Source organism: Rhodococcus sp. UFZ-B548 (genome assembly GCF_903819475.1).
GTDB lineage: Bacteria > Actinomycetota > Actinomycetes > Mycobacteriales > Mycobacteriaceae > Rhodococcus_F > Rhodococcus_F erythropolis.
The window spans coordinates 171,032-190,260 of record NZ_CAIJDS010000004.1 but is presented as its reverse complement, the minus strand read 5'-3'; the positions used below and the strand labels follow the sequence as shown (position 1 = coordinate 190,260).

Annotated in this window: 20 protein-coding genes and 1 riboswitch; of the genes, 5 read left to right on the top strand and 15 right to left on the bottom strand. The window is 61.7% G+C overall.

Annotated elements, in window-relative coordinates:
• Positions 1-54 precede the first annotated feature (54 nt).
• The 3 genes from H7C86_RS06880 to mhuD all read right to left on the bottom strand — a co-directional run bounded on the left by H7C86_RS06880 (position 55) and on the right by mhuD (position 1,576).
• Positions 55-831, bottom strand: a complete 777-nt coding sequence (locus H7C86_RS06880; RefSeq protein ID WP_042950658.1) for a CbtA family protein — start codon at positions 829-831, stop codon at positions 55-57.
• A complete protein-coding gene (locus tag H7C86_RS06875) occupies positions 822-1,016 on the bottom strand; it encodes a CbtB domain-containing protein (RefSeq protein ID WP_003945915.1) in 195 nt (64 codons plus the stop codon). The genes H7C86_RS06880 and H7C86_RS06875 overlap by 10 nt, the downstream gene beginning before the upstream one ends.
• 24 nt (positions 1,017-1,040) lie before the next feature.
• Positions 1,041-1,180, bottom strand: a riboswitch (cobalamin riboswitch).
• A gap of 87 nt (positions 1,181-1,267) precedes the next feature.
• The gene (mhuD, locus tag H7C86_RS06870) at positions 1,268-1,576 is read right to left on the bottom strand and encodes a mycobilin-forming heme oxygenase MhuD (RefSeq protein ID WP_007726927.1); all 309 of its coding nucleotides are present in this window, start codon (positions 1,574-1,576) and stop codon (positions 1,268-1,270) included.
• 45 nt (positions 1,577-1,621) lie between these two features.
• Here mhuD and H7C86_RS06865 point away from each other — a divergent pair, with 45 nt between their 5' ends.
• On the top strand, positions 1,622-2,359 hold the full coding sequence (locus tag H7C86_RS06865) for an alpha/beta fold hydrolase (RefSeq protein WP_029254422.1): 738 nt from the start codon (positions 1,622-1,624) through the stop codon (positions 2,357-2,359).
• On the opposite strand, the gene H7C86_RS06860 is transcribed toward H7C86_RS06865, so the two are convergent.
• Positions 2,344-2,769 carry an HIT family protein gene (locus H7C86_RS06860; protein WP_019746817.1) on the bottom strand — a complete coding sequence of 142 codons (426 nt, stop codon included), beginning with the start codon at positions 2,767-2,769 and terminating at the stop codon, positions 2,344-2,346. The genes H7C86_RS06865 and H7C86_RS06860 overlap by 16 nt on opposite strands.
• Before the next feature lie 38 nt (positions 2,770-2,807).
• Positions 2,808-5,426 (bottom strand): LuxR C-terminal-related transcriptional regulator, encoded by a 2,619-nt coding sequence (locus tag H7C86_RS06855; protein ID WP_182261291.1) that lies wholly within the window; start codon positions 5,424-5,426, stop codon positions 2,808-2,810.
• Between the two features lie 383 nt (positions 5,427-5,809).
• On the opposite strand from H7C86_RS06855, the gene H7C86_RS06850 reads away from it, so the two are divergent.
• Both H7C86_RS06850 and H7C86_RS06845 read left to right on the top strand, forming a co-directional pair.
• Positions 5,810-6,625: a hypothetical protein gene (locus H7C86_RS06850; RefSeq protein WP_020723634.1), complete on the top strand. Its 816-nt coding sequence runs from the start codon at positions 5,810-5,812 to the stop codon at positions 6,623-6,625.
• A gap of 70 nt (positions 6,626-6,695) precedes the next feature.
• Complete coding sequence (locus tag H7C86_RS06845; protein WP_259349053.1) at positions 6,696-7,718, top strand: hypothetical protein; 1,023 nt, start codon at positions 6,696-6,698, stop codon at positions 7,716-7,718.
• Here H7C86_RS06845 and H7C86_RS06840 read toward each other — a convergent pair.
• The 10 genes from H7C86_RS06840 to H7C86_RS06795 all read right to left on the bottom strand — a co-directional run bounded on the left by H7C86_RS06840 (position 7,715) and on the right by H7C86_RS06795 (position 17,515).
• Positions 7,715-8,596 (bottom strand): A/G-specific adenine glycosylase, encoded by an 882-nt coding sequence (locus tag H7C86_RS06840; RefSeq protein WP_182261289.1) that lies wholly within the window; start codon positions 8,594-8,596, stop codon positions 7,715-7,717. The genes H7C86_RS06845 and H7C86_RS06840 overlap by 4 nt on opposite strands.
• Positions 8,597-8,712: 116 nt before the next feature.
• Positions 8,713-9,267 carry a hypothetical protein gene (locus tag H7C86_RS06835; RefSeq protein WP_020968377.1) on the bottom strand — a complete coding sequence of 185 codons (555 nt, stop codon included), beginning with the start codon at positions 9,265-9,267 and terminating at the stop codon, positions 8,713-8,715.
• Positions 9,264-10,502 carry an MlaD family protein gene (locus H7C86_RS06830; RefSeq protein WP_182261288.1) on the bottom strand — a complete coding sequence of 413 codons (1,239 nt, stop codon included), beginning with the start codon at positions 10,500-10,502 and terminating at the stop codon, positions 9,264-9,266. The genes H7C86_RS06835 and H7C86_RS06830 overlap by 4 nt, the downstream gene beginning before the upstream one ends.
• Positions 10,499-11,572 (bottom strand): MCE family protein, encoded by a 1,074-nt coding sequence (locus tag H7C86_RS06825; protein WP_182261287.1) that lies wholly within the window; start codon positions 11,570-11,572, stop codon positions 10,499-10,501. The genes H7C86_RS06830 and H7C86_RS06825 overlap by 4 nt, the downstream gene beginning before the upstream one ends.
• Positions 11,572-12,651, bottom strand: coding sequence for an MCE family protein (locus tag H7C86_RS06820; protein ID WP_029254429.1), 1,080 nt, complete (start codon positions 12,649-12,651; stop codon positions 11,572-11,574). Before H7C86_RS06820 ends, H7C86_RS06825 begins: the two co-directional genes overlap by 1 nt.
• On the bottom strand, positions 12,648-13,640 hold the full coding sequence (locus H7C86_RS06815) for an MCE family protein (RefSeq protein ID WP_259349052.1): 993 nt from the start codon (positions 13,638-13,640) through the stop codon (positions 12,648-12,650). The genes H7C86_RS06820 and H7C86_RS06815 overlap by 4 nt, the downstream gene beginning before the upstream one ends.
• Complete coding sequence (locus H7C86_RS06810) at positions 13,637-14,647, bottom strand: MCE family protein (protein ID WP_020906102.1); 1,011 nt, start codon at positions 14,645-14,647, stop codon at positions 13,637-13,639. Before H7C86_RS06810 ends, H7C86_RS06815 begins: the two co-directional genes overlap by 4 nt.
• A complete protein-coding gene (locus H7C86_RS06805; protein WP_182261285.1) occupies positions 14,644-15,828 on the bottom strand; it encodes an MCE family protein in 1,185 nt (394 codons plus the stop codon). Before H7C86_RS06805 ends, H7C86_RS06810 begins: the two co-directional genes overlap by 4 nt.
• On the bottom strand, positions 15,825-16,670 hold the full coding sequence (locus H7C86_RS06800; RefSeq protein ID WP_019746829.1) for an ABC transporter permease: 846 nt from the start codon (positions 16,668-16,670) through the stop codon (positions 15,825-15,827). The genes H7C86_RS06805 and H7C86_RS06800 overlap by 4 nt, the downstream gene beginning before the upstream one ends.
• The gene (locus H7C86_RS06795) at positions 16,670-17,515 is read right to left on the bottom strand and encodes an ABC transporter permease (protein WP_259349051.1); all 846 of its coding nucleotides are present in this window, start codon (positions 17,513-17,515) and stop codon (positions 16,670-16,672) included. The genes H7C86_RS06800 and H7C86_RS06795 overlap by 1 nt, the downstream gene beginning before the upstream one ends.
• Positions 17,516-17,743: 228 nt before the next feature.
• On the opposite strand from H7C86_RS06795, the gene H7C86_RS06790 reads away from it, so the two are divergent.
• Together H7C86_RS06790 and H7C86_RS06785 are read left to right on the top strand one after the other, a co-directional pair.
• Positions 17,744-18,382 (top strand): carbonic anhydrase, encoded by a 639-nt coding sequence (locus H7C86_RS06790; protein WP_019746832.1) that lies wholly within the window; start codon positions 17,744-17,746, stop codon positions 18,380-18,382.
• Positions 18,383-18,479: 97 nt separating this feature from the next.
• Positions 18,480-19,223 (top strand): DUF4232 domain-containing protein, encoded by a 744-nt coding sequence (locus tag H7C86_RS06785; protein WP_019746833.1) that lies wholly within the window; start codon positions 18,480-18,482, stop codon positions 19,221-19,223.
• The last annotated feature ends 6 nt before the right edge of the window (positions 19,224-19,229 follow it).

Below are 19,229 nucleotides of genomic sequence, written 5' to 3'. Positions count from 1 at the left end.
AACTGCTGTGCGCCTTTATTAACCGCCCGCGGTTAATAAAGGCGCACAGCAGGTTCAGCGAAGGGCGTACTTCTTTGCTACTTCGGTGTTCTTGGTCGCGCGCTCGGTGAGGAAGGCGAATGCCAACCCGAGCACGAGCCAGAGCGTCGCCTGCGTAGCGAGCGAGGAAAGTCGGAACTCCCACAGCAGAGTTGCCGGGAAGTCCTCGCCCACCTCGTTGATGCCGGGAAGCGAGACGTAACCGATCGTGGCGATCAGCAGGAACGCAGCCACCGGAGCAGCGATGCGCACGCTGAGGAACTCGTGCCCGGAAACTGCCTTTGCCGCCGCTGCTGCCGCGGTGACGGACAGTAGCCCGAGAATCACGGCGGCCAGCCACAGCAGTGTGCGCTGGTTGATGGTGTCGGGATCTCCGACGGCCGGCGGATTGGCCGGGTACTTGAAGAAGGGCACGGCCTCGATGGCCAGCCAACCACCGACGGCGATGGTGATCGCCAACAACGGCCCGGACATTCCGGTGAGTCGTCGAGCGTAATTGGCAACGACCGAGAAGATCGCCCCGAGTGCCAGTCCGGCCAGCGCTGTGGCCAGGAACAGCCCGGCGCGCTGCCCGTCGCGGCTCACCAGTGGTTCTTCTTCGTCACCGTGCGAATGCCCAGCGGCTTCGCCGGCAACCTCACCGGTGGCGCTGTTGGCTTCTTCGATCGCAATGGCGGCATTGACGTGCGGTTCACCCAGCACGAATGCAACTCCGCCGGCAAGGATGCCTGCGATCAAACCAGCCAACAAACCACGAATGAGAAGCTTCGTGAAATTGTCGACTAGTGGCACGGCAGGCCCATCAAGTGTCGACCGTCGTGCATCAATTCATGCATGTACATGCCGGTGCGAGAGATAGCGCCCTGGTCGAATCCGACCAGGTAGAGAGCGAGCATCGCGAACAGAACTACTGCAGCGGCGAGGAAAGCAAGACGAGTCGAATCGATCGACGTATCGGGAGAATAGGCGAGAGCCATCGAAGCCTCCTGGGATTTTCGCGTCCCCTAGGTCCATGCGATGGCCGAAGTGTCTGGCTGTCGAAATAGTCGTGCCGAAAAAGGCACTTCACCTCGAATTACAGTGGCGCGACCGCTCCGGGCTTTCACCGGATTCCTGTCGGACCATCGCGTTTACATGCGAACTTTTGCACTACTGCCCGCACCGTGTCAACGCGTAAGCCGAGATGACCGTCGATTGTGCCCGCCAAGGCGGGCACAATCGTTCTAGATCAGCTCTTTGCGGCGACGTCCAGGACAACTTCGAACTCGAGCAACGACGCACCCGAAGCGACGGGCTTCGCACGCTCGCCGGAATGGGCTTCGCGGGCAGGGCCGTCACGCCAATCGGCGAACGCCTGCTCGGACTCCCACTGCGTCACCACGAAGTAGCGGCTCTCACCTGCGGTGGGGCGGAGGAGTTGGAATCCGAGAAAGCCCGGGGAGTTCTCGACTGCATGAGCGCGTGCTGCGAAGCGCTTCTCCAGTTCGGGGCCGGCGCCCTCGGGGACCTCGATTGCATTGATCTTCACGACTGCCATGCAAGCGACATTACCCGCGCACCTTCACCGCGTACCGTGACACTCGTGTTGCATGACGAAGGTGGAACAGGACAACCGATTCTGTTGTTGCACGGCCTCATGGGCAGCTCGAGGACGTGGCGACGCCAGGTGCCCTGGATCCGCGAGTTCGGCCACGTCTACACGTTCGACGCCGCCGGTCACGGCCGGCCCGCGCCGTCAGAGCTGACCACCGAGGCATTCGTCGACGACCTGGCATCTGCCGTTGCGTCCATCGAGGAGCCGATGATCGTGATCGGCCATTCGATGGGGGCTCTGCACGCGTGGTGCTTCGCCGCATCGCATCCCGAAAAGGTTTGTGCACTGGTCCTCGAAGACATGGCTCCGGATTTTCGCGGACGCACCGCCGCGGATTGGGCTCAGATGATCTCGGCGTGGCCGCAGCCGTTTGCTTCCGAGGACGCGATGAAGGAATTCTTCGGGCCCGTCGCCGGCCAGTACTTTCTCGACTCTTTCGACCGCCGCGACGACGGGTGGTACCTGCACGGCGAGGTGTCGACCTTCCGCGACATCTCGGAGGAGTGGGGCACGAGGCATTTCTGGGATCAGTGGAAGGCGATCGACGTGCCGACCTTGCTGATCGAGGGAGAGTTCACCATCACCCCCGAGGGACAGATGCGAGAGATGGCCGAGAGGCCGGGAACTCGGTACGTACGTATTGCCGATGCAGGCCACCTGGTTCACGACGATCAACCGCAGCGCTATCGCGAAGTGGTGACGGAATTCCTTCAGACGGTGAGCTGACTGCGGATCGACGCGCCCACCTGCTCCAGTTCGACGGCTCGCCTGGCCAGGAGTCCGGCAGCGAACTTCGCCTTGTCGCCGCGATGGCGGGGGACGACGTGGAGGTGCGAGTGGAACACGGTTTGGCCCGCGGCACGCCCGTCGTTGACCAGAAAGTTGACTCCGTCAGCGGCGATGTCGCAGCGGCGTAGAGCTCCGGCGATGAGCGTGCCGACGCGGAACATCTCTGCGCCCTCGTGGCTTTCGAGAGCATCGAGGTTTTCTGCATGACGCTTGGGGACCACCAGGGTGTGCCCGCGACTCACCGGTCGGGCGTCGAGAAATGCAAGAGTCGTCTCGCTCTCGTGGACGAGAATCGCCGGCTCGGTCAGCGCGACGATCTTGCAGAAGACACAGGTATCGGTGCTCATGCCTACAGAATGTAGTCCGAATCAGATCCGACCCGGGACTACAGCAGGCGCAGCTGACGTGCCTTCGTGATCGCTTCGTTTCGATTGTGTGCGTCGAGCTTCTTGTAGAGAGTGCGCAGTTGAGTCTTGACGGTGTTGACGGACACGTACAGTTTGTCGGCCATCGCGGCCGACCCCATGCCGAGCGCCAGGAGTGAGAGGACCTTCTGTTCGCGTTCGGTCAGCTCCACGATACGTACGGATCCCGGAAATGATTCCGCAGGAGCACTTTTCGAGAACTCGGCGAGTGCACGCGATTTTGTTACTGCCATCGATTCGAGTTTCTCGACGTCCGCCGATCCGATGGTCGCGAACGGACGCAGAAGTCCGGTTTGGTCCGCGATACTGCACGCTCTGGACCACTCCTGAGAGGCGAGTCGTGGCTCACCCAGCTCGGAGTGTGCAACCGCTTGCACCAGAAGCGATTCCATCTGTGCCCGCGGATAGGATTCGCCAGACCAGTCGAACTGATGACACAGCGCCACAGCGGCCTCGTTCTGGCCGATTCGCTGACGTAAACGCGCCACCGACGCGAGCGTCCACGGGTTGGCTGCAGGATCGGCAATTTCCTTGGCCAGAGCCGTCGCCTTGTTTCCCTCGCCGAGTGCGAGCAGGAGATCGATTTCTGCGGATTGCAGCAGAGGAAGCGCGAAAGACGTGGCCGTGTACTGCTTGGAATGCACTCCAATCGCGTTGTGGAGCAAGGGCAGAGCGGAAGATGCACTGCTCTGAGTCAGGGCGAATTGGCTGTGCGCATAGACGACGAACGCCCATAGCTCCTCGGTGTCGGACGGAACGCCGAGGTCGGTCAGTGCGATACGTGCGTCACCGAAGTCGAGTGTGTCGAGAGCGGCGAGAGCCCGTGCCGTCAAGCCGGCGATCTTGACTACAGGTTCGAGCCAACCCCCGGGGTCAGGATGCTTCTGTTCGAGTTCGAACCAGTGTCTGGCCTGCCGCGGCTCACCTGCCAAAGCCCAATTCAGGGCGGCACTACCCGCAGAGTTGCGAGCGATGAAGTCGACTCCGTGAGACAGGGCGCCGTGGTATGCCATTCGAGCCTTGATCGTGGATTCGGTGAACCTGCCGCTCAATTGAAAATTGATCGCCCATTGAAGTCGCATCAGGGGGAGTTGTGCGCTGACCGCTTCCGGATTGTTTTCCAGCGCACTGCGGCTGAGGTGAGACAGCCGCCTGGTGGTCTCTGCCGAGAGCCCGTATTCACCGGCCATCCTGAGCATGATCGATTGAACGCAGGCGATGCTCAAGGCGTCCTTCGCGCTGGGTTGGGCGCCGAGTTCCCACAGTTCGGCCGGCGATTCGGGTAGCAAGTCGATTGACGTGGATCGCTTGCTCGGATGCATCGTGAACAAGGCACGCCCGGCCTCAACGGCAGAGTGCTTGTCGGCAGCTTCCGCCGGAATCCGTTGGAGGGCGGAGCGAACCGAGTCCAGGTTATGCACGATCATCGTCACCCAATGTTGTTCGACGATGTCTACTGCCAGGGTCCAGTTCTGTGCCTCGACCGCATAGTCCAGCGCCGACGCGTGATGGCCGTTGTCGAGTCGATTGTGAGCGAGGAATGAAAGACGTTGCGACGGATCGATTCCCACGCGAGTGTGGTGCGCGAGTATCGATCGTCGAATGGCGGGAGGCAATTCCCATGTTTCGTCGGCTTCGGCCTCGACGCGCGACAACAAGCCGGCTGTCTCCAGCGTCACCAGCCGCGAGCGGATCTCATGAACGGTTTCGGCAGTGTCAGGGCGCTGGGACTCGAACAGCATTGTGGCGACGCCGACGGTGATCGATCGACCAAAGGCGGTCGCGAGTAGGAACTCATGTTGCTTTAGGCGCTCAGCGGTGGCGAGAACGGAATCAGTCACGTAATCGTCTATCGCTTGCGCGGTGTTCGTTTTGATCTCTCGCTCACGGTTGCTGTTACGTGAGTCCCTGACGGCGGCGACTGCGGCGCGAACCAATGCGGGCAGCCCACCCGTCAGGGATGTGATTTGTTCTGCATCACCCTCAGCCGTGCGCACCCCCGCCTGTTCCAGCAATTGGGCGGTATCGGATGTCGTGAACAACAGCTCATCGGCGCCGATGACCTCGTGATCCGTGTCGAGAAGGTATGGCTCGGCGAACATGCCGAATCCCGAGAGCGTGACCACGAGGTCCAGGTTGTGGCAGAGGGTGAGGAGATCGATCAACTGATCGTCCAACTCTGGTTCCGATATCAGATCCGGCCTGATCAGCACGAGCAGCACGGGGCGGCTGAGGGCGTTCAGGGATTTGGCGGCAGCGGTGAAAGGATCGGCGAGATCGTCGACGTCGGGCAGTGCGATTCCGGCAGCGTGGATTCGATCGAGGACAACGGCCCAGAAATCTTCGAGTGTCGACGAGGGCTGTGGGGCCGAGACCCAGACGAGTATTCGTTCGGATGCCAGATGGGCGCGCAGCCACGATGCGATCAACGACGATTTCCCGTGGCCGTTCGGTGCACGGACGATGGTCAGAGCGGCGCGTCGATCCAGTTTCGCGAACAGTGCTTGCCGAGGAATCGACTCGGTGAGAGTGCGCCTTTCGGGAATAGCTGCCCAGTCGTGGCCGTCCCTCCCGAACATCAACGCGGACCCTTTCTGCTTTCACGCCCCACGCTAATTGGCGGATTTGGGCGGATTGTCTCGATCCATCTATCTACATGGAGGAGCGTAGCTGGTGCGAATCCAGAGCGTGTCATCCCGGGCAATTCACCCGCGACTTCACCCCGGGTGAGAGAAGTTCACCCACATAATCATGCCGTCACCATTGGCTTTCGAGTCCCTCGAGCGACTTCTATTGAACGTAGCTCGGGATTCGCCAAATCTGGTCGAGAGTGCCCGACCGGGCCCCGAGGGTCGGCCATCGAAGGAGTGTCGTGAGAACTCGTCTGTCAGTGGTGTGGTCGAAGGCGGTTACGGTCCGACTCCGACCGAGAGCGTGCGCCCGAAGAGTGCGAGGCGTAGTCGTGGTGACAGGAGTGTTACTTGTCGGCGCAGCTGCGCTCGGTGCGCTACCGATGCAGTCGGATGTTCGATTGGCAGCCGAGGGAGAGTCCGCTTCTCCCTTCACCGTCGAGTTGACGGCGATTGACGGTGCGCCGCCCTTCGACCCCGGTGACGGTCCAGGGCTCGATACCGGACCGTCCAACGGCATTGTCCGAGAGGGTGATCCGGTGACGTATGTCGTAGACATCGGCGTCCGGGGCAACCCGCTCTCGGACGTGGTCGTGCAGCTTCCGGTGCCTCGAGGTTTCGTTCTACCGTCCGTGCCTGACTACTGCAAAGATGGCTCGGGTGTCGACGAGTTCGGGTTACATTGCCTGATAGGCAATCTGGAAGCGGATCGGTACTTCACCCGGACAGCGACGATGACTGCGGGAAAGCGGGAAGACGCCGACGGTCTATCGATTGCTGCACTGGTCACCGCAGATCGAGGGGCGGCTCGCGTGCGGTCGGACGATGTCACCGTGCGGGTGGCGACCACCCCGGGAGTGTGTGATCCACAAGGGAATTCTGTTGGTGGTCGGAGAGACCAGGGGACAGCTGTCTCGGCAGATGGTCGGATCTCAGGTCTGGTGACGTCGGGCATCTCGGAGGCGGTGGTGATCAACGGCGTCGATCAATGCGGGCACGCGATAGCGCGGACGGTGAAACCGTTCGAGGGTCGCTTCTCGTTTGTCGGACTCCTGCCGGGGACGTATCGCGTCACGGTCGACGGCCGAGCGCCGGTGGACGTGGTGTTGGAACCAGGGGCAATGGCGGTCGGTGGCCTGACGTTCTGATACAGCTCCACAGTGATAGCAACACCTGAAACAGTTCAGAACCAGTTGGAAACAGTCGATGGAGGATCCAGTGCGTGAAAGCCTGGGCGTGGTATTCGAAAACAATTCCATTTCAACAGCTCTCGTAGATGCGGACACGCCCCTTCTGGGCTCGATCGACGAGTTCCGTCATCCGTGGGGCGCGAACGGGACTGTTCCCTCTGCGCAAGCGTCGGCACGCGCGCTCGCCTCCGCTGCCGAGGTCGCCACCGGTCGGGCCCTGCGCTCGAACCTGTGCCCCACCGTCGTCGGAGTGATGTGCGAGCGCGCGGACGTGCGCGAATTTGTCCCGGATTCATTGTCCTCCAGCACTTTCGAGAACGTCGAGTTGGTCAACGGTCTGGACGCTCGCATTGCCTACTTGCGGACGGTCGACGCCCTGAATGGTGTTTCGCCGATTCTCGCGTTCTGGCCGGACGGCAGTGAGACTGTGATCGCTGCCATCGATCCGAGCGCCGGCGTCGTGGACTCGGCGCACCGCTACGCTACCGCCGAGTTGCTTACAGACAGCTCGACATTTGCTGCGACATTGGACCTGCTCGTCGCTGAACGAGACCCCGTGCCCAAGTTGCTCGTCGCCATGCTCGGCAAGGAAGAGTCACGGCAGTTGTCCGCCGAAGCCGCCGAATCGGCAGGGCTCGGCTTCCTGTATCTCGGCGAGCGCGCCCAACTGGCGATAGGCGCTGCGCTGGTAGCGGCCGGTCGGGGGAGTGAGGTCAGGTCCGCTGGCGGCGCGGCTGTTCAGCCCGTCAACAGAATCCGGTGGGCGGCGGCAATAGTGCTGCCGCTCCTGCTCATGCTGACGGGATTGCTGATCGCTCTGTCGCCGGACGGGTCGCGAGCGGTGTCCACTGATCGCCCGAACGTCGGCGCCGAGCCGGCGAACCCGACGAGCGGGCCACCGTCCGGAGCGGCCCTACCGATCCTGACGCTCCCGCCTTGCGACCCGGTGGTACCCGTCGTCCCCGCTGCGTTTCGGCGTTCGGATCCTGATGTCACACCACCCCAGACCGTCGAACCAGCAGAAGCATGCGACCCGATGCGAGTGGGCTAGGGCGTACCTTCTCCAGCCAGTGCAAACAGGCCGTTATCGGTCTGCTCGACCAGTCCGTCGACCAACAAGGAATGTAGTGCGCGGTCACGCTGACCAGGATCGGTCGGCCAGACGATGTCGAGTTGCGCGCGTTCGACCGGACGGTGGCTCTCGCGCAGAACGGCCATCAATTTTCCACGAACTTGGCGATCGGTGCCCGCGAACTTCTGCACCTTCTTGGGCGGTCCGGTGTGTGCCGGTTTGCCCGAAGCGACCCACGCGCAATTCGGCAAAGGGCAGTTCTCGCAGTTCGGCGTCCGCGCAGTGCAGATCAGTGCACCGAGTTCCATGAGAGCGGCGCTGTAGGTGGCGGCGCGCGCTCGTGTCCGTGGCAGCAGCGCCGCGACGTCGGCGAGGTCTCGCGTGTTGGACGGATTGCCGGGTTCCGCATTGCCGTGGACGGCTCGCGCAACCACGCGTCGTACGTTGGTGTCCACCACCGGCACTCGCTGTCCGTAGGCGAAGCACGCCACGGCGCGGGCGGTGTACGAACCGATTCCCGGTAGGGAGAGCAGGGTGTCGACGTCTACCGGCACCACGTCGCCGTGCTCGGCGGCGAGGACACCCGCGCATTCGTGTAACCGCAGTGCGCGTCGTGGGTAACCGAGTTTGCCCCACGCGCGAAGTACTTCTGCCTGACTCGACGTTGCCATCGCCGACGGTACCGGCCAGCGCTCCACCCACTCTTCCCAGATGGGCGCAACGCGCACCACCGGCGTCTGCTGGAGCATGATCTCGCTCATCAGGATCTGCCAGGCACTGACGCCCTCGCGTCGCCACGGCAGGTCACGAGCGTTCTCGGAGTACCACTTCAGTAGCACCGAAGATTCCACTGCCACTGCTACCGACACACTCCTCGAACCTGTGCTCCTGGTCGACGAAGGACACGTCGACTTCTGGAGGCCACTTTATCGGCAGTCACCGACACGGCTGCCTGTGACGCCAGACCTTTGAGTCACAACAACTGCACGTTGCTCAGTTTCCACTCGCCGTCCTCGCGGACCAGAGAAAGTTGCATGCGGTTACGGTCGATCCTCGGATCGGGGGAGTTGGTATTGGTGATCGTCTGATCGAGGAACACGAGCACCTCGGCGTTGTCGCGATCACTGCTCGCCAGTCCGGCTGAAATGATCTGAGCGGACGAGGTCGCCTGATACTGCACGATCATGTTCTGCAGGTTGGCTGCCACCTGGGCGTACTGACCGGCGAACTCACCGACAGAGTTGTCACGCACCACGGAGAGATTCTGATCGAGGTTCTGGAAGTTGTACGTCGCAAGATCAGTGGCGAATTGCCGTCCGCTGTCCAGTGCGCTGGTACGCGCGTCTTCGTCGGCCGATTTCTGCCAGGTCGCGAATGCGCCCCATCCGAGCGCCGCGACCACGACCAGGACGCCGGCAACGATCAGCAAGGTCTGCTTGCGAAGCCGCTTGGGCTTTTCGACGATTGTGGGTGTCGGACTCTCGGGAGTCTGGGGTTGGGGTGTCTCGGACTGGGGTGTCTCGGTCATTGCGTTCCTTGTACTAGTAGTGCGGCAAACGAGTTGTCACCGAGAACGGTGTTCTGACCACCGTTGAGGCCCAGACGAATCGACGTTCCGTCACCGGCCGCAACTGTGCCGAGAGCAGGATCGTATTCGGCAACCCAGTCGATCGTTCCAGTTCCGGTGGGGACGTTCTGCGAACCGCGATTCTGGATCCGGCCCGACTGGTCCGCGCAGTGTTGGTTCTTGTCGAGCGTGGTCGGTGAGGTGTCCTGTACCGATCGCCGGGGCGTGTCGTAGATACAGACCGGTCCGAGTGCTGTGATCAGATCAAGCTGTGCCCGTCCGTCTTTGACGATACTTCCGAACTTCTCGAATCCTTTGGGCACCACCACCAACAAGGCATCGACGGCGGGCATCCGTGCAGTGACGATCTGAGTGGAGACGAGAGAATTGGCCAACAGCAGACTGAACGGCTCACGACTCTGTTCGATGAGAGGCAGTATCTGATTGTCGAGAACACTCGGGCTTCGATCGAGGAGTGTGCGCAGTTGCGGATCGGAGTTTCGTACCTGATCTGTCAATTGGCGAAGTGTGAGTGCAACTTCGGGAAGAGCGTCAATATTTTCCTCGTTCGCAGTGAACAGTGAGCGCGAGTTCTCGACGAGTGTGTTGACACGCGGTTGATCGGCTTGGACAGTGCGCGCGAGGACGTCGAAGTTGTCGACGAGCGCCTGCAGATCCGGACCCAATCCGTTCAATCCCTCACCGAGTTCGTGCGAGAGGGTTCGCAGGTCTGCCGGATCGACGGTATCGGCAGCAGCGTTGAAATTCGCAATCACGGTTCCCAACGCGACCGGGATCGAAGTGCGCTCAGTCGGAACAACCGAACCTTCAACCAGATACGGGCCGCCGTCGGTCTGCGAAGACAACTGAACTTTCAACACCGGAACGGCGGTGTCCTGGCTGATGGCCACATGCGAATCGCTGGGGATCTGTTGGTCGGCGGCGATGCTCAACGTCATCACGACGAGGTCCTGGGCAGAGTCCACCTCCACCGACTCGACGTCGCCGACGGTGACTCCGCGATAGGCCACTTCCGAACCCGGAGCGATTCCGGCCGCGTTCTCCAATTCGACGGTGACCGAGAACGTTCCGGTGAAGGGATCTCCGGCACCTACTTGTCGGAGCACATACGTCGTGCTGACCACCGCGATGAGGAGAAAGGCGACGATCTCGAAATAGACGGTTCGGTTCTTCATCGCGTTCCTCCTTGCAGGGGTGTCGTGATCGGCAGTTCCCGATCGGAGGCGGGCAGAGGTGGCAGTGGCGGTGCGGCGCCCGGAATTATCTCGTTGAGCACCCCGGTCACGGTGCCCTCGACATCGACGTCGAGGTCGATGTTCACGTAATCACCTGGGCTGGCGCGCTCGAGGAGCACTCTCGCGTTGTCCAGGTTGGACATGGTCTCACTCAGAGTCGGGCCCATTGCCGAGAACTGGTCGAGGATGGGTGACAGTCGTCCGGTGATCTCGGAAATCTGGTCGGCCGACTGGTCGAGCACGGAATTGGTTGCGGTACTGAGCCGATCGGTTTCGTCGAGAAGATCGAGGAGCGGTTGTCGTTGGTCGGCGATCACGCCCAATGCGGGTGTGAGTGTTCGCAAGCCTTCGTCGATGGTGGCGCTCTCGTCACCGATCAGAGCGCTGAGCCGGTTCAGTGAATCCAGTGCCGAATTGATCGATTCCTTTCGGTCGTCAAGTGTTCCGAGAAAAGTGTCAAGGCGCGCAAGCAGATCGCGGATCGTCTCTTCCCTGCCGTCGAGAATCTGATCAGCCTCACTGACGATGTTCTTGACCTGCGCCAACCCACTGCCGTTCAACAGAGTTCCGACGGCGCCGAGCAGTTGTGCGACATCGGGTCCGCGCACGGTCTCCGATCGCGCGATGGTGGAACCTGGTTCGAGCCTGGGGCCCGTTGGATCGACCGGAACTTCGAGGTTGACAAATGCGTCGCCGATCGGGGTGGACAGCTCGATCCGAGCGCGAGTGCCGACGGGTAGTTCGATGTCCGATTCAATTTCTGTATGTACTACGGCTGCAAATGTTTCCGCGCTCATCGACGTGACTCTGCCGACCACTGCCTGGCCGATCCGCACCTCGCCGCCGACGGGGAGTAATGACGCATCGACGAATTCCATGTTCAGCGGGTACGACTCTCCTGGCAGACCGCGCCCGAGGGGGAGGTGCTGGAAGTTGAGACTGCAGCCGGTCAACGGCGCCGCGATGACAAGTGCCACGACAACGCTCACCACGGACTTGTTCGACGCCATCAGTTGCCCCCACCGAGGATGCGTGCCAGGTCGGAGCTGCCTGCCGAAGGAAATTCGATGGGATTGACGATCCCAGGCCCGGTGCACAGCGGAATCGGCATCTTCTCGCACAGTTCTCGCGTCGTGTCGAACTGTGAGAGATCGGTGGCGACGTTCAATCGCGCTCTGGCTCGGCCTTCTTCGGTGACGAGGTTGGCGACGTTCTCGAATCCCGTTGGTGCCGTTTCGATGATCTCGCGCAGTTGGTCCTGTTTGGTCGCGACTGCACCGGCCAACTGTGCGAGCGCACCCAGATCGGCGGTGACCGCCTCGCCGTGTTCGGCGAGTAGCGCTGAGACCTGTCCGAGCAACGTGGTCAGGGAATCGAGCGCCCCGCTGATGTCTTCTCGCTGGGTACTGAACGCGCGGGCGGTGACTGTCACCGAATTCGACAGCGAGTCGACCTTGGTCTGGTTGTCCGCGATCAACTGCACGAGGGTGTTCAGGTTCTTCACGAGTTCGGAGATGTCGGGACTTGCACCCGCCAGTACCGAACTAGCCTGTGAGATGGACCGAACGGCATCGTTGAATGCTTGCCCGTTGCCGTCCAACGCGTGGGCGCCTTCTCCGATGAGGTCACCGATCCCACCGCCGTCCGCGCCAGGGCCGAGCGCCACCGTCAGTTCGTTCACCGATGCGGTGAGCTGGTCCCATGTCAGAGGGGAGTGAGTTCGTTCGAGAGGGATCACTGCGCCGTCCGCGAGGAACTCACCGTCCTCGTAGCCGGGGCCGAGTTCGATCGTGCGGTCGCTGATGACCGAAGGAGACAGGACCCAGGCCTGCGCGTCGGCCGGTATGCGTGTTCCGGACGGCAGGCTCATCGCCACTCGTACCCGGGACCCTTCCGGCGTGACGCTCTCGACCCTCCCGCTGGGAACTCCGAGAATAGTCACCGTGTTTCCGGTGAAGATGGCGTCGGTCGAGGTGAATTCGGCAGTGAGAGTGAGTTGGTGTTCGTCACGCGTGACGAACAGGACCGCACCGATCGCGCAGATCATTATCGCTGCCAGCACGGCGAGCTTCTTGACGGTCGTGGTCATCGACACCCCTGAACGAGCCCGACGACGCACAACCAGTTGTCCGGGATGAGGGTGGAGGGTGAGTTGAGGTCGAGCCAGTTGCCGTTACCGGTCGCATTGGTGACGTACCGAACGCTGGGGGCGAAGTTGTCGAGCAACGTGGTCAGTGATTGTTCGTTCTCGGAAAGAACTCCCGTCACCTCGTGGATGTCTCCCATGACCGAGTCGACCAATGCCTGGTTGTCACCCAGGAACTGGGCAAGTGTGGTGCTCAACTGATTGAGGTCTTGTACAAGCGCATTGAGCACATCTCGCCGGTCGGCGATCGTGGCCATCACCAGGTCCGCATTTCCCAGAAGGGTTTGCAGAGTGTCCTTTTGCTCGATCAGTGTTGCGGTCGTCTGCTGCGCTCCGGTGAGAAGGGAACGGAGCGCAACGTCGTTGTCGTTGACTACTCCGGAGAGTGCGTCGATTCCCTCGAGCGAGCGGCGAATGAGTTCGGGATCGTCCGGTGAGTTGTCGGACACCACGGTCAGCATGTTTCGCAGTTGTTGCAGATCAAGGTTTTCCGAAGTGGATTGTGCTCCTCGTCCGAGATCGTCGAGAGTGAACGGAACACTCGTGTTCTCGATGGGAATGGTCGAACCTCCGGGTAACGAGCGCGATCCGTTCGGAGTGATGTCGAGCGAGCGTCGGCCGAGCAGAGTCGAGATCTTGATGTCCGCGCGCGAGTTTTCGCCGAGAGTGACGCCGTCGTCGAGTCGGAAGGTGACTTCAACGGAGTTGCCGCTGACCGCCAACGAGGTGACCACCCCGCTCGGGACTCCCGCGACGTTGACCGGATCGTCCTGCGTCAATCCGGTGGCGTTGGCAAACACGGCGTTGTACTCGTTGGTCTTGACCTTCAAGATCAGTTGAGGGACAACGAGTGCGGCCAGAACGACACAGACTCCGACGAGAATGCAGATCATTCCGTTGCGGACGGGGTTCTTGACGGTGAGCCAGTTCATCGGCACACCGCCGAACGCTCGGGGCCGCCGAGAGTCACCGATTGGTCCAGCGCGCTGAGTCGGAAGTTACAGATGTAGATGTTCGCCCAACTGCCGTAGCTCATTGCGATTCCCAATTGGGTGAACAGTTGATCGAAAGCGGTGATACCGGTCGCCAGCGACTCACGATTGTCGACGACGACGCTGGCCGACTGATCGATCGAAGTCAGCGCGCCAGCCAAGTCCGGTTCCACGCGCGTCACCAAGTCCTGAAGGGAAGAAGTCAGGGCACCTGCGGAATCAACTGCGGCCGAGATCTGTTGGCGGTCCTGTGCCAAACCGCCTACCAGCGTGTCGAGCGTATTGATCATCTCGACGAAGTTGGGTCGATTCGTCGTCGTGACGGTGAGTACCCGGTCGAGGTTGGTCAGTAGTTGGTCCAAGATCGCGTCTCGGGACGTCAAGTTCTCGGTGACGGCAACTGTGCGCTCCAGCAGGCTTTCGATGGTGGAACCTTGTCCTTGGAATACCTGGACGACCTGTGCGGCAAGCTCGTTGACTTCTGCGGGGTCAAGTGCGTCGAACAGGGGACGGAAACCGCCGAGGATGTCGGTGAGGTCGATCGCCGGCTGAGTCTGTTCCACGGGAATTGTGGCTCCGGGGGAGAGGTAGTTGCCGGCTACTAGTTCGCCCTGTCCGGGTTCGATCGAGATCGTCCGTGCCCCCAGCAGATCTGCATACCTCACCACAGCCCGACCGTCGGTCGGAATACGTTGTGTAGATTCGAGTTCGAAGCCGACGACGGCTTGGTTGTTCACCAACTCGACGCTGTCGACGCGCCCTACTCGCACCCCGGCGATCTGAACATCGCTGCCGGTGACCAGGCCGGAGGCATTGACGAAGACGGCCCGGTACTGCGAACTAGACCCGGAGACTGGGTTGATCAGAGTGCTCACCACGACCACGGTGGCGAGAATCGACAGCGCGGCAAACAGTCCGAACCTGATCAGAGATTTCTTCACGCTCATCCGCCCACCACCGTCGTGCCGCGAAATACCGGCCCCGCCACGAGAGTGTCCAAAGCTGTACCGCCCTGGGTGATAGCTGAGATCAGGGATTGTTCGGCAGGGCTGCCGACCGGGCCGACGGTTCCGCCGAACGCGGTCGCGGCGGCAGGGCAGTTGGGGCCGCGGGTCCCGTCGTATTGTGGGCAGTCGGTCTTTCCGTACGGATACAGATCTGTGACAGACAGGCGCAAGTCAGTGCTGAGCCAGGGACCGTGCGCCAATGCGGGCGGGAGTTTGATCGTGAGATTGCGCAGGCCGTTGTAGAAGGTGGTGATGTGGTCCGGCCGCGAAGTGATTGCACCGGTGAGGGAATCGGCGTCGTCGACCAAGGTGATCAGGCGGTCGCGATTGTCGCCGATCAGACTCGTGGCAGCAGATCCCGTGCTGGTGCCTGCTCGCAGAAGCCCCGCCAATCCGTCGGATTTCTCGACGACGGTCTTGGATGTGGTGATGGAGTTCTCGAATGCGGCGAGCATGTCGGGCGCACTCGTCGAGAGACTGTCGGCGAGCGTGGCTATGTCGTCGAGGTCGTCACCGAGTCCGTCGATGACGGGCTGCGCACCGACCAATGCTTGGTGGACTGAATCGAGAGACTCACCGATCTGGTTTCCCTTGCCGCTCATCGCATCCGAGACTGCCGTGAGCGCCACGTTGATGTCGGCGGGGTCGAGGGAAGAAACGAGCGAGTAGATCCGTGAGATCGATTGGTAGAGCTGGACCGCGACTTCGGACTGATCTGATGCCAACTCGGTACCCGGCGCGAGAGCAGGACCGCGCGAGAGACCGTCAGGTTGAATCAGGTCCACGAAGAAGTCGCCGAAGATGTTGCGGGGCATCAGCCGCACCTGACTTGCCGACGGTATGTCCTCGAATGCACCCTCGTCGATTGCGAGTGAGATGGTGGAAGCGGTGGTGCCAGGCTCGATGTCGGCGACCGAACCGACGACGACGCCGCGGTACTGAACCGAGGATCCGACTCGCAGCGCACCGGCGCTGGCAGGGACGACAGCACTGACCTGCGGTGTGGAACTGAACGTGTCCGTGCCCCTGCTGAACAAGAAGACGTAGGCGACGATCAGCAGGACTATCGCAAGTAAACCACGCAGTGCCAGTGCAATTCGACTGGTGCCCGTGACGATCATCCGGTCAACCCGGGCACCTGAGGTTTGAGTCCCCAGAGCGCGATGGTCATGGCGACGTCGGTGAAGGCCAGGAAGACGATGCTGGTGCGCAGCGCTCGTCCGGCTGCTCGTCCGACGCCTTCAGGTCCACCCGTCGCGGTATAACCGTAGTAGCAGTGCACGAGGGTCACGACGACCGCGAACACCATGACTTTTATCAAGGACAACCAGATGTCGTTGGGAGAGAGGAAAAGACTGAAGTAGTAGCCGTATGTTCCCTCCGACTGGCCTTTGACCCGGATCACCGCAAGCGCCGTTGCCATGTACGAAGCAAACAGGCCGACCAGGTACAGCGGGACCACCGCGATGAGCGCCGCGATCATTCGGGTGGTGACCAGGTATCGCAGCGAGGGAATCGCCATGACTTCGAGTGCGTCGATTTCCTCGGAGATCCGCATGGCTCCGAGCTGCGCGGTGAATCCAGTTCCGACCTTGGCAGCCAAGGTGATTGCGGCAACGAGTGGTGCGACCTCACGAGTATTCGCGATGGCGGACATCACGCCGGACAGCGGTGCGAGGCCGACGAGGTTGAGTCCGCGGTAGCCCTCGAGTCCGATCTGGGAACCTGCGAAGAACGAGATCGCGAAGATCACGACGACGCTGCCGCCGCCGGCGAGCAGGGTGCCCGAACCGAATGCCACCTGGGCGACGAGACGGGCGACTTCACGCCAATATCGCTTGAGGGTTGCCGGAATCGAGATGATGACGCGCGCGTGGAACGTGAACTGATCGCCGAGTCGACTCAGACCGTCGACGGTGCGCGAACTGGCCCGCTTGGCACGAATTGCGATGGGCAGGTGCATCAGTAGGCACCCTTCACCGAGACGAACAGCGGGTAGAACTGGGTAATTGCGAGGTTGGCGACGAACACGAGGACAAACGAGAGCACGACGGTCTCGTTGACTGCGTCGCCGACGCCTTGAGCACCGCGCTTGACGGTCAGGCCCTTGTAGCAGGCCACGATTCCCGAGATGAGAGCAAAGGCAACGGCTTTGATACCGGAGACGACGAAGTCGCTCGGTTGACTGAATTGAACGAGATTGCGCAGGAAGCTCTGTGCGTTGCCGTCGAGTATCAGGACGTGAACGAAGAGGCTTGCGCCCAAACCGATCACGAGAACTATCGAATTCAGCAGGAGGCAGACGACGGCAATTGCGATCATCCGCGGCACGACCAGGCGTTCCAACACCGGCAGGCCCAGTACTTCGAGCGCATCGATCTCTTCGCGGATCGTGCGCGCTCCCAAATCTGCGCAGATTGCGGAACCGCCGACGCCGGCGATGATCAGGGCGCAGACCAGCGGTCCGGCCTGTCCGATGATGAGGAACGCGACGACTGCACCGCTGTATGAACCCGCGCCGATTTGGTCTGCGAGCGAACCGATCTGGAGAGCTACGCCCACGCCGAGGGGAATCATCACCAGTGCCGAAGCGACCGAGGTGACGTGGGCGAGAAACCACATCTGGTCGAGCGCTTCACGCCAGGCGAGGCGCTTGTGTCGCAGAGTTGTGAAAGCGGCGACGCATACGCATACGCGAACGGTGAAGGTGAACAGCAGTCCGATCTCGGACAGCAGGTTCGAGAACATGTTCGTCTTGGCGGGGGAGGCAGGCGTTGCGTCCCCGGTTGTTCCAACTTCAGTGCTCACGCCATCCCCCTTTCCGGCCGAATCGTTCTGGTCGGGTTTCTTCGATCACACTCGGAAGGTCGAAGTGCTCCAGGTCACGTTCGGGGACGGTATCAGGAAACTGACTCTGAAGTAAGTTCCAATTCGGGCACGCCATCACAAGGCGTGAATGTGGACGCGGAGCTTCCGTTTGCGTCTACGCAACCTTCCCGGCGAGAGTCCGAAATGCGACGGGTGCACAATGAGTGAATGCCACGATCAAGCCCCATTTCCGCTTGGAAGTCCCTTCGCGAAGGCAACGAGCGATTTGTCAACGACGCGTCCATTCACCCCAGCCAGGGAATCGCCGATCGCGCGAAGCTCGTCGATGGGCAGCACCCCACCGCGGTGCTGTTCGGTTGCGGTGATTCGCGCGTAGCCGCCGAGATCATCTTCGATCAGGGCCTCGGCGACATGTTCGTCGTGCGTACGGCAGGTCACGTGCTCGACGATTCGGTGCTCGGTTCGATCGAGTACGCGGTTCACGTGCTCAACGTGCCGCTCATCGTCGTCCTCGGTCACGACGGTTGCGGTGCCGTGAAGGCAACGCTCGACGCCCTGGACAAGGGTGCGGTTCCCGACGGCTTCATTCGCAGCGTGGTCGAGCGCGTTGCTCCGTCCATCCTGATGGGTCGCAACGAAGGCTTGTCCACCGTCGACGAACTCGAAGGTCGACACGTCGTGGAGACCGGCTCGTTGATCATGCAGAGGTCGCGGATCATCGCAGACAAGGTGGACAACGGTGCGTGCGCGATCGTCGGCGTCACGTACACATTGTCCGACGGTCACATGCGAGTTCAGGGCGCGGTCGGCGACATCGGCGAGAGCGTCGAGACCGTCGAGGGTTAGATCTTCCGGGGCAGTGATACCCGGTAGCAGACAATGGGTACCGACACGCCGCCTCAGCTGACGGTTAGTGGACCCTGCGCCAACTACCGTTGAGTCCGTGTTGGAACCGAATGGACCACTGCCCCCCGAGATCTACTGGCGTCGCCGGGCGCTGGCCATTGGTGCCGCCGTCATTGCACTGGCGTTGATCATCTGGGCGGCGTCCGCCCTCTTCGGCGGTGGAAGCGATACTCCTGAGGCCAATTCGGCCGCTGCGAGTTCCTCGCTGACGACGGACGTCTCCTTCACCCCCAACCCTTCCGGCTCCAACGCGCCGGACGGTAACGGTGGTTCGGGTGGCGGTGCTGCGGGTGGATCAGGTGGCTCGGGCACGCAGGCTTCGGGATCGTCGACGTCGGCATCGTCCTCGTCGACCACCGGCGCTCCGGTCCCGGCTGGTCAGTGCGCGGACTCGTCGTTGGCAGTCAAGGCGACCGCAGACAAGGCGACCTTCGCTCCCGGTGAAGAGCCGTCCTTCACGATCGTCATCACCAACATCGGTTCGGCACCCTGTGATCGAGATCTGGCGGGCGGCCTGCAGCAGGTGCTCGTCTACAGCATCGACGGCAAGACCCGTTTGTGGTCCAACGTCGACTGCTATCCCCAGCCCGCAGCCGACGTACGCAATCTCGCTCCCGGCGAGCAAGCTGCGTTCAAGGTCGCCTGGTCGGCCACGACGTCGACCCCCGAGTGCGCGACCGCGCAGAACCCCGAGCGCAATCCGGTGGGCGCAGGCGCGTACACGGTTGTCGGTCAGCTCGGCGCACTGCGAAGCTCCCCGGAGCCGTTCAACATCGCGTGAGAGCGG